Source organism: Rhodococcus sp. NPDC079359 (genome assembly GCF_040702585.1).
GTDB lineage: Bacteria > Actinomycetota > Actinomycetes > Mycobacteriales > Mycobacteriaceae > Rhodococcoides.
In genome coordinates this window covers 157,824-167,305 of the sequence record NZ_JBFBLH010000004.1, presented here as the reverse complement: position 1 = coordinate 167,305, position 9,482 = coordinate 157,824, and the positions used below count along the sequence as shown (strand labels likewise).

8 protein-coding genes are annotated in these 9,482 nt (G+C 66.5%); 1 reads left to right on the top strand and 7 read right to left on the bottom strand.

Annotation, left to right across the window (positions count from 1 at the left end):
* Positions 1-172 precede the first annotated feature (172 nt).
* The 6 genes from AB0362_RS12065 to AB0362_RS12040 form a co-directional block, all read right to left on the bottom strand.
* Positions 173-598 (bottom strand): PPOX class F420-dependent oxidoreductase, encoded by a 426-nt coding sequence (locus AB0362_RS12065; RefSeq protein ID WP_068051470.1) that lies wholly within the window; start codon positions 596-598, stop codon positions 173-175.
* Positions 599-686: 88 nt separating this feature from the next.
* Positions 687-1,880, bottom strand: a complete 1,194-nt coding sequence (locus tag AB0362_RS12060; RefSeq protein WP_317532208.1) for a glycerate kinase — start codon at positions 1,878-1,880, stop codon at positions 687-689.
* 30 nt (positions 1,881-1,910) lie between these two features.
* Positions 1,911-3,410 (bottom strand): SLC13 family permease, encoded by a 1,500-nt coding sequence (locus AB0362_RS12055; protein ID WP_317532207.1) that lies wholly within the window; start codon positions 3,408-3,410, stop codon positions 1,911-1,913.
* Positions 3,411-3,533: 123 nt separating this feature from the next.
* Entirely contained in the window at positions 3,534-5,024 is a 1,491-nt protein-coding gene (locus AB0362_RS12050; protein ID WP_317532206.1) for an ATP-binding protein, read from the bottom strand.
* Positions 5,021-5,482, bottom strand: coding sequence for a hypothetical protein (locus tag AB0362_RS12045; protein ID WP_317532205.1), 462 nt, complete (start codon positions 5,480-5,482; stop codon positions 5,021-5,023). The genes AB0362_RS12050 and AB0362_RS12045 overlap by 4 nt, the downstream gene beginning before the upstream one ends.
* Positions 5,483-5,582: 100 nt before the next feature.
* On the bottom strand, positions 5,583-7,040 hold the full coding sequence (locus AB0362_RS12040; RefSeq protein ID WP_317532204.1) for an amidohydrolase family protein: 1,458 nt from the start codon (positions 7,038-7,040) through the stop codon (positions 5,583-5,585).
* Positions 7,041-7,092: 52 nt separating this feature from the next.
* On the opposite strand from AB0362_RS12040, the gene AB0362_RS12035 reads away from it, so the two are divergent.
* Entirely contained in the window at positions 7,093-7,548 is a 456-nt protein-coding gene (locus tag AB0362_RS12035) for a thioesterase family protein (protein WP_317532203.1), read from the top strand.
* Here AB0362_RS12035 and AB0362_RS12030 read toward each other — a convergent pair.
* A complete protein-coding gene (locus AB0362_RS12030) occupies positions 7,524-9,470 on the bottom strand; it encodes an acetoacetate--CoA ligase (RefSeq protein WP_317532202.1) in 1,947 nt (648 codons plus the stop codon). The genes AB0362_RS12035 and AB0362_RS12030 overlap by 25 nt on opposite strands.
* Positions 9,471-9,482: the final 12 nt, after the last annotated feature.

Below are 9,482 nucleotides of genomic sequence, written 5' to 3'. Positions count from 1 at the left end.
TCGTTCTCTATTTTCTCACCGGAAACAACTCGAAGTTACCTTTCAGTACATATCCGTCCGTATGTACCGGACCGTTACAAGTCGATACCCGATCCGAGCTCACCCGACACACTCCGACTCGATTCGGCACCCGGTCAATCTACAGTGCCGACCGGGCGAAGACCGTCGGTCGTCATGCCGTCATGTCGAAAGCGGCGATCACCTTGTTCGGTGTCACTCGAACGATCAATTCGCCCGGAACACCGTTGCGTGCGCCGAACTCCTCGGCGCGATCGCGGCCCATGTACCGAGCCCCCAGCTCGGTGGCGGTGCGGAGCAACTCGGCGGGATCCTCGTCGACCGACGCGATGCCCTGCACCTGGACGAATCCGTACGGCGGCTCTTCGAGATCGACGGTCAGCACCACGCGGGGATCACGGCGAATCGACTTTCCCTTCGCGGTGTCGGCCCCCGTGTTGAACACGATCTCGTCGCCCTCGACGATGAACCAGACGGGGGCCACCAGGGGCCTGCCGTCGGAGGCCAGGTACCCGAGCTTGCCGGTGCGGGTACCCGTGGACAGAAACTCGCGTACGCGCGGATCGGTGATCGACGTCATCGCAGACACGCTACGCGGGTGGTCCGACAGAATCGGCGATCGCGGACACTTCGGCAGGTCCACGAGATCCATTCACGCTGCTCCGGCCTCACCGGCCGAGAGTCGCTCCGACCAGAAGCAATCTCATCGCTCGCTCCGTGGCATCGGTCAGGAACTCGGCACCCCGTTCGAGCGCTTCGACCAACTCGACCGGCGAGGGCAGGATGCCGGCGAAGGCGTCGATACCCGAGTCGTAATTGGCGCGGGCGTCGAGACCGATGGTTCCCGCGAGCGCCACCACAGGTTTGCCGTGGAGCTTGGCTCGGCGGGCGACCTCCGTCGGGATCTTCCCCTTCGGCGTCTGCTTGTCGATGGACCCCTCGGCGGTCAACACCAGGTCGGCAGTCGCGATGAGGCTGTCGAGGTCGACATGATCGAGCATCACCTCGAAGCGCGGTAGCAGCTCGGCCCGCAGGACCGCTGCCACGCCTGCCCCCATCCCGCCGGACGCGCCGGTACCGGGCCCGGTGCGGAGGTTCAGACCGGCCGGCCGCGTCGACACGTCACGCTCCAACACCTCGGCCCAGCGGTCCATCGCGGCCGACAGGATCTCCACTTGCGTCGAGCTGGCCCCCTTCTGCGGTGCGAAGACCCGGGCAACTCCGCCGGGCCCACAGAGGATGTTGTGTGGGTTGCATGCGACCCTGATCTCCACACCGCTTCCCGGACTCAGCCGTGAATCGAGGCCGGATACATCGATGTGGTCGAGCCGAGTCAACTCGCCTCCGCCGTCGCCCAATTCGAGGCCTTCGGCATCGAGGAGTCGCACTCCGAGCGCCTGTAGGAGCCCTGCACCGCCGTCCGAGGTGCCGGAGTCGCCGCAGCCCAACAGGATTCGTTCGGCACCGTAGTCGAGGGCGGTACGGATGAGCTCACCGACTCCGCGGCTCGTCGTCACCGTCGGGTCGCGCATGTCTCGCGGAACCAGCGACAGACCGGCCGCTGCTGCCATCTCCACGACCGCGGTGACCGGCCCGTCCGTTCCCAGCAGAGCGAAATGGGAATCGACCGGCTTGCCCACCGGCCCGGTCACGACGGTGTCGATCACCTTGCCCAGGGTGGCACCGGCAAGGGCGCGAGCGGACCCCTCACCCCCGTCGACGAGAGGGACCGAGTTGACGATGGCCCCGGGCACCACCCGGCGAATACCAGCGGCAATGGCCGATGCGACCTCGTCGGCACCGAGAGATTCCTTGAACCCGGACGGGGCGACGACGAACCGGAGTGGGGTGGAAGACGGCATGGTGATCGATTCCTTTTCGAGGGTGGGAGGTCAGGCGATGGGGGTGCCGAGCAGCGGCCACACGAACACGGCGAAGAACAGCACGGTCCCTGCGGTCAGCGGCGCGAGAAACGCGGACAGGCGTAGCAGGTCCCGCGGTGAATACGTCTCCACACCTTCGGCTTTGGCAAAGATTGCCACCGGCTTCGCCGAGGACGGCATGGTGTGGCAGAAGCCCGCTGCAGCCGTCGACGCGAAGGCCGCGGCCATGGGGTCGACTCCGAGCGCGGAAGCCGTGGTGACGACGAGCGGAACGAGGACGGACGAACGTGCCGAGCGAGATTGGATGAGAAGGTGCGAGGCCACGGACAGCACGATCACCACCGCGATGAACACCCAGGGCGGTGCCGAGCCGATCGGAACCACCGTGAACAGCCCGTCCGAGAGCCACCCTGCCGCACCGGACGTCGTCAACGCGGTCCCGAGGGCCAGCGTTGCCGCCATGAACAACAGCAGCGACCACGGCACGGTAGCGAGCGCCTTTCCGAAGTCGGTGGTACCCACCCGCGGTGAGGTGGAGATCAAGGCACCCAGCAGGGCGATGATGGCGGGGTGCACGCCGTGCAACGGTTCGGAGCACCACAGCACGATGACGACGGCCAGCAGCGTCGCGGCCCGGTTCTCCGCGATGGTCAGCGGTCCCGTCACCGGTGTCGGGAGACGTGACGCCATGTCGGAAACGTTCACCGTCAACGGTATTCGGCGATCCTCCCGATCGGTGAACAGCACCAGTACCAGTTCGGCGGCGCAGTGGCTGCTGACCACGGCCAGCGGCACACCGAGCAACAGCCACGCGGTGAAGCTGATCCCGGTACCCGTCGCACTCTCGAGCACCTGGCTGGTGATCAGATGCGCCCCCGCCCCGATGAGCGTCGCCACCGCGGACAGCAGGATGACGGTAGGAAACAGGATTGCCAACGCCCGCACCACCCGCTTGCGCTCGGCGAGCGCCTGCGCCAACGCCAAGAACACCGGCAGCGCAAGGGCGGCGCGACCCGAGGTGGCGGGAATCGCGAAAGCGGTCACGATCAACGCGGCCGTCACCAGATGGGCGAGCTGACGTACGCTACGCGCGCCACTGACGATGAACACTGCTGCGCGCGTTGCCAAACCGGACTCGCGGACTCCCGCGGCGATGATGAATGCCGCGATGAGAAGCCAGATGGTCTCCTCGCCGAGAGTGTCGAACAGTGCGTCGGTGCTCACCACACCGGTCAGTACCAGAGCAAGTGCGGCACCGAGAGCTACGTAGGTGTCGTCGATCTTCGTGAACACCCAGAGCGCGACAGCTGCGGTGAAGACCACGAGCGTGGTCCGCCCGGCGCTGGGCAGCCCTTGCGCCGCGCCGGCGAGTACGGCCAGGAGTACCAGCAGCGCAACCGAACTCATGACACCCTGGACCAGTCGGCGGGTCAACAGATCGCGAAAGCGCCACGCGCGCATCGGTTCCGGGACAGGAGGTGGCTGCGTTCTGTAGCTGACCGTGTTCATGGTGACCAGTCTCGGTCCGTCCGATGAAACGTCGATGAACGTTCCATGAGCGTTCTTTCATGTGCCGTTCCACTGCCGTGGGTGACGTGGAAACATTTCTGGCAGAACGAAATCGTCGGTCGCTCACCGTGCCGGCAGGTCGAGCCCGAATGTCGCACCGGCACCGGGCCGACTGTCGAGTGTCGCGGCACCGTGATGCCCGTCGGCGATCGCTCGCACGATACTCAGGCCCAGACCCGCTCCGCCGTTGTCCGAGCGAGGCGAAGCACTGGTGCCGCGCGCGAATCGTTCGAAGATGGTCGGCGCGTCCTCGCTGGACACACCGGGACCGGTGTCGCTCACCCACAACAGAACTCGGTCCAGGGCGAGCTCGGAGCCCACGACGATTCGGTCACCGGGGCCGGTGTGCGACACCGCATTCTGCGCCAGCTGAAGCACTGCCTGCGTGACTCGTTGTGGATCGACCCGCACCGAGCCCGTGCCGACGTGCCCCAGTATCCAGTCGCGGTCGGCGAGCGCGCGTACCTTCGCGTCGATGTCGCGCGTGAGGGTCTCGAGATCCACCGGTTGCTTGTGCACGAAATCCGGCCGCTCGGCTTTGGCGAGGAGCAAGAGGTCTTCCACGATCCGGTTCATTCGGTCCAACTCGTCGGTGACGAGGCGGACCGTCTCTTCGCGCTCGCGTGGATCATCACCCATCAGTTCGAGATGCCCCAGCACGATCGTGATCGGCGTACGAAGCTCATGGCTCGCGTCGTCGACGAATTGTCGCTGCGCGGCGAACGCGGACTCCAATCGATCGAGCATGTCGTTGAAGGTGTCGGCGAGTTCGGCGACGTCGTCTCGGCCGTCCACCTCGATCCGCCTGGACAGGTCGTCGGTGGTGATCTGGGCTGCGGTCCGCCGAACCAGACGCACGGGCGCAAGGATCTGCCCGGCCACGACCCAGGCGATGCCGCCGGTGAACAGCAGTGCCATCAGTGATACTCCGATCACCACACGAACGGTGTCGGACACGTCCGCGCGTTCGCGGTCGACGAGGATTCCGATCGCGAAAGTTCCGGCCTGGCCTCCGCCGGAAGGTTCGGCGACCTGTTTCGCCCAGACGACCTCGCCTTCCGAAGTCTGCGTCGATCCCACACTGTCGGGTGAGTCCACGATCGCCGATACGACGGCCGCGTCGGCGACCAGATCTCCCGGGCCGCTGCGCTCCTGACGCAGCAGTCGGTCGGTGTAGCCGAACAGGATCTCGTCGTCGTCCGGGTATTGGCGCTGCAGGTGCAACTGGAGCAGATCGGCGACATTGCCGAACGGCAACCCGTCGTCCGGATCCCGGCCGGTCGCAGCGAACTCGCTGAACTCGCCGATCTCTTGCTCGAGCGCCACCGCGGTGTCTCTCTCGACATCGGCGAGGAGGATCGTTCGGACGGCAACCCCCACGGCCAGCATGGCCAGTGCCATGACGAACAACAGCCAGCCGAGGATGCGCACCCGCGCCGGAACACGGGTTCCCACCCGGGGACGACGAGGCGCAGGCTCGGGCACAGGTCCCCTCCGAGCGAGCACCTCGGTGCGGGCATCACTGCCGTCGATCAGTTTCTCGGTCGAGTTCACCCGTCGTCGTCTTCCACATCGTCGTCGCCATCCGCATCGTCCTGGCCACCGACGTCGTCATCATCGTCATCACCGTCCGGAATGACTTCGACAGGCGGAGGGGCAGGGACGACGATGGACTGCGGTGCTGCCGGCGGCTCCGCTGCATCCGGAGCCGTACCGCCCACCGGGCCCGTGGCCGCGGGAGGAATTTCAGCCACCGAGGGGGCCGCGGTCGAGGGTGCAGCGGTCGGGGGTACAGCGGTCGGGGGTACAGCGGTCGAGGAGGCCGGTGTGTCCGATGGGGGCGGTGCCTCGCCGGAGGTCTGGGATGCGCTCGGTGCCGCGACTCCGACGGTGACTCGCGGCTCGAAGCTCGGTGGCTGCGGGGTGTCGGCGAGTACGGTGCTCGCCAGTGCTACGCCCACCGGGACGATGACCACGGCCGCCAGGACGGCGATCTTGGGTGCGAACTTCACATCACCACACTGTCTCGAACGAGTGAGACGCCGATGAAGGCAACATGAGTGAGTTCTCATGTCCGGCTATGGACCGAATTTTCGTCCGCGAACCCGGTGCCTATCCGGCGGACGCGTGGGTCAGCGCGCCGGCGCAGATCGTCGCTCGGATCTCGGTGTCGGCCAGATCGTGTGCCGATCGGTGCACGGGATGCTCGACGAGAACGACGATGTCCGCCGTATCCCCCACGCGGAGTATCCCGCGGCCACCGCACGCCGCCCGCAGTGCCACCTCGAGAGGTACGGCTTCTTCGGGGTGCCACGGGGGTCGGTCGTCGTCGGTACGGAACACCGCCGCGGCGACTCCGGCCAACGGCTCGGGCGGACTGACCGGGGCGTCGGAACCGAACAGCAGCGTCGCCCCGCTGCGGTGCAAGGTTCCGTATCCGTACGCCACCGAGCGCCGTCCGGCCCACAGATCCTCGGCGATCTCGCGATCGGCCATCGCGTGCTGCGGCTGCACCGATGCCGCGACGCCGAGCGCTGCGAAACGCGTGATGTCCTCCGGCAGGATCTGTTGCGCATGTTCGATTCGACCACCGCAACCGGCGCGCTCGAACGCATCGAGAGCAACACCGTTCGCGCGGTCACCGATCGCGTGGATCGCCGGAACGATGCCGCCACGTGAGGCCCGCGACACGAGCTCGAACAGACCCTCCCGGGTCTCGAGCATCAGACCGTACGCGTCGTCACCCTCGATCCCCGGGTATCGGTCGTGGCAGCACGCGGTTCGGGTGTTGAGCGAGCCGTCGAGCATCACCTTGAGTGGTCCCCGCCGGATCAGTTCCGACAGAGCCGAGACGTCTCCGGTCCGCTCGCCGCGCTCGAGTGCTTCGTCGAGCCATTGCGGCCACACGGTCGTGTCGACGCGTACCGCGGGAGAGCCGGCCGTCAGGCGTCGATCCCAGACCGTCTTGTTGTCGGCGAACTCGAAATCCACGACGCCGGTGACTCCGCGGACCGCCAGTGCCGCGGTGGCGTCGAGCACGGCTCGATCGAGTTCGGCCGGGTCCTCCTGCTCTTCGAGAGCCATGACCGCTTCGAGGCCGTCGACGTCACGCAACACACCGGTGGGGTGGTCGATACCCAGGTCGTCGAGCAACGCCGGGCTCAGCCACAGCGTGTGCAGGTCCATGCTCGTCATCGCCACGCGGGCACCGGGCAGCGCATTCTCTAGCAGGTCCTTGTGTGGCTCCTCCGGCCACTGTGCATCGCGGAAACCGTTGGCGCGCACCACGGATTCACCTGCCGTACGCGCGTAGGGGTACACCAGCGCGACGGCGTCGGCCGCCGACATCGCCGGCCCGACGTCGATTCGCTTACGGGCCGCCGCCCACTGCGTCAGATGCACGTGAGAGTCCACGAATCCGGGTAGCGCCACCCCGCCCCCGCCGTCGAGCACCTCGTCACCCGCTGCGCGTCGAGTACCTGCGGGGGTGATCGCCGCGATGACCGACCCTGCCAGTTCGATGTCGAAGAGCACGCCGGAACCATCCAGTGCGACATTGGCGATAATCACTCCTGGGACTCTAGAGCGTCGACTTCACGGGCGCGCATGCCATCCTCTAGCAATGAAGACAGAGCCTGTTGCGATGCAGACACAGCAGACCGGTCCCGTCGGATATCACGCGAGCGTGACGGTGCGCTGGTCCGACATGGACGCCTTTGCGCACATCAACCATGCACGGATGGTCACCCTGCTCGAAGAAGCGCGAATCGAATGGCTGCTCAGCGAGGGCGAGGCCAACGAGTCACTGATCAAGAGTGCGTTGATCGCCAACGTGACCATTGCGTACAAGAAGCCGCTCCGTCATTCGGACAGTCCACTCGACGTCACCCTGTGGTTCGAGAAGGTGCGCGCTGTCGACTTCACCATCGGGTACGAGGTGCGCGCCGCGGGCGCGGCACCGGATTCGCCGCCCGCGGTGGTGGCGACCACGCGAATGGCGATGGTCGACGTCGGTGCCGAGACTCTGCGCCGCATCGCGCCGGAGGAGAAGGCCTACCTCGCGCGCTGGACTCGCTGAAACTCGGCCGCCCGGTCGACGAACCACGCCAACGCCGCCGGGTCGTCGACGGCACTCGCATCGACGGTGCCTGCCGCAGCGGCACCTTGGAAAAGTCGTTTGAGCGGTACTTCGAGTTTCTTCCCGGTTCGAGTGTGGGGCACCGCGGGCGTGGCGATGACGTCGTCGGGAACGTGTCGCGGCGACACCTGGGTTCCGATGACGGATCGGATGCGTTCACCCAACTCGTCGGTCGCGCCGCCCGGGACCACCACGAACAGCGGCATCCAGTATCCGCCGTCGGGTAGCTCGATGCCCAGAACGAGCGCCTCGGTGACCTCGTCCAGCGATTCGACGGCCTGATAGATGTCAGCGCTCCCCATACGAATTCCGTTGCGGTTGAGCGTGGAATCCGACCGGCCGTGGACGAGCACACTGCCGCGATCGGTCCTGGTGATCCAGTCGCCGTGCCGCCAGATTCCCGGATAGGTCTCGAAGTACGCCTCTCGGTAACGAGATCCGTCCGCGTCGTTCCAGAAGTACAGCGGCATCGACGGCATCGGCTCGGTGACGACCAGTTCACCGACGGTGCCACGGACTGCGTGGCCGTCCTCGTCGTAGGCGTCCAGCGCGACGCCGAGGAACGGCACCGACAGCTCCCCCGCCCAGACCGGCGCGGTCCGCACTCCCCCGGCGAACGCCGACACCACATCGGTGCCACCGGAGATGGAGAAGACCGGCACATGGGCTCCGATGTTCTCCGACAACCAGATCGACGACGTCGCAGGCATCGCGGACCCGGTGATCCCGACGGCCCGCAGTGCCGAGAGATCGTGATCGGAGCCCGGATGTGCGTCGGCCTTGATGCATGCGAGTACGTACCCGGGGCTGGTGCCGAGATAGGTCACGCCCAGCCGAGCGGCGATGTCCCACAATGCATCAGGCGTCGGAAATGCGGGATTGCCGTCGGCGCACACGATCGTGGAACCGACCAGCAGACCGGCGACCTGAAAGTTCCACATCATCCAGCTGGGGCTGGTGTACCAGAAGAACACGTCCTCGGGCCCCAGATCGGAGTGCAGGGCAACGGATTTGAGATGTTCGAGCACCACGCCGCCGTGGCCGTGCACGATGCCCTTGGGTAGACCGGTGGTACCGGAGGAGAACACGACCCACAGTGGATGATCGAACGGCACTGCGACCGGTTCCAACTCACGGCTCTGCACTGTTGCGGCAGACCAGCTCACTGCACTTCCCGACGCCTCGCCGACCGTCACCACCAGCCGTAGCGTCGGCAGCCCGGTCGTGAGCGCGTCGACATCGGCGGCCTTGTCTCGGAACTTCCCTCCGTAGACGTACCCGTCGGCCGTGATCAGTGCCGTGGGTTCGAGCTGCCCCAGACGATCGAGCGCTGCCGAGGCCGAGTAGTCCTGCCCGCACGCGGACCACACCGCACCCAGACTCGCGGTCGCCAGAAACGCGATCACCGCCTCGGGGACGTTGGGCAGATACCCGACGACGCGGTCGCCGCGTCGAACTCCCGCACCGGCCAACGTCCCCGCCAGCGCCCCGGCCTGATCGATCATCTCCTCCCACGTCACGGTCCGCGTCGAACCGTCTTCGCGGGCGTGCACGATCGCAGCGCGACCGGGTCGAGCGTGCCGAGTCACGTGGTCTACGTAGTTCAGTTCCGTACCCGGAAACCACTGTGCGCCAGGCATCGTGCGCTCCGCGAGCACCGTTGTCGGCACGCTGGAGGAGCGAACCTCGAAGAAGTCCCACACCGCTCGCCAGAACAGCTCCAGCTCGGTGGTCGACCATCGCCACAGAGCGAGGTAGTCCGGGAGAAGCACATCGTGACGTCGCTCGACGAAGCGCGCGAACTCGGTCACCCGAGCCTCGGCGAGGTCGGAATCCGTCGGCGTCCACAGCGCTCTGGTCATGGAAGCGAGTAT

What these genes read in the sequence shown, in the direction of transcription:
- AB0362_RS12030 (WP_317532202.1), bottom strand. Translation starts at nt 9,470, where the DNA reads ATGACCAGAGCGCTGTGGACGCCGACGGATTCCGACCTCGCCGAGGCT.
- AB0362_RS12035 (WP_317532203.1), top strand. Translation starts at nt 7,093, where the DNA reads ATGAAGACAGAGCCTGTTGCGATGCAGACACAGCAGACCGGTCCCGTC.
- AB0362_RS12055 (WP_317532207.1), bottom strand. Translation starts at nt 3,410, where the DNA reads ATGAACACGGTCAGCTACAGAACGCAGCCACCTCCTGTCCCGGAACCG.
- AB0362_RS12060 (WP_317532208.1), bottom strand. Translation starts at nt 1,880, where the DNA reads ATGCCGTCTTCCACCCCACTCCGGTTCGTCGTCGCCCCGTCCGGGTTC.
- AB0362_RS12065 (WP_068051470.1), bottom strand. Translation starts at nt 598, where the DNA reads ATGACGTCGATCACCGATCCGCGCGTACGCGAGTTTCTGTCCACGGGT.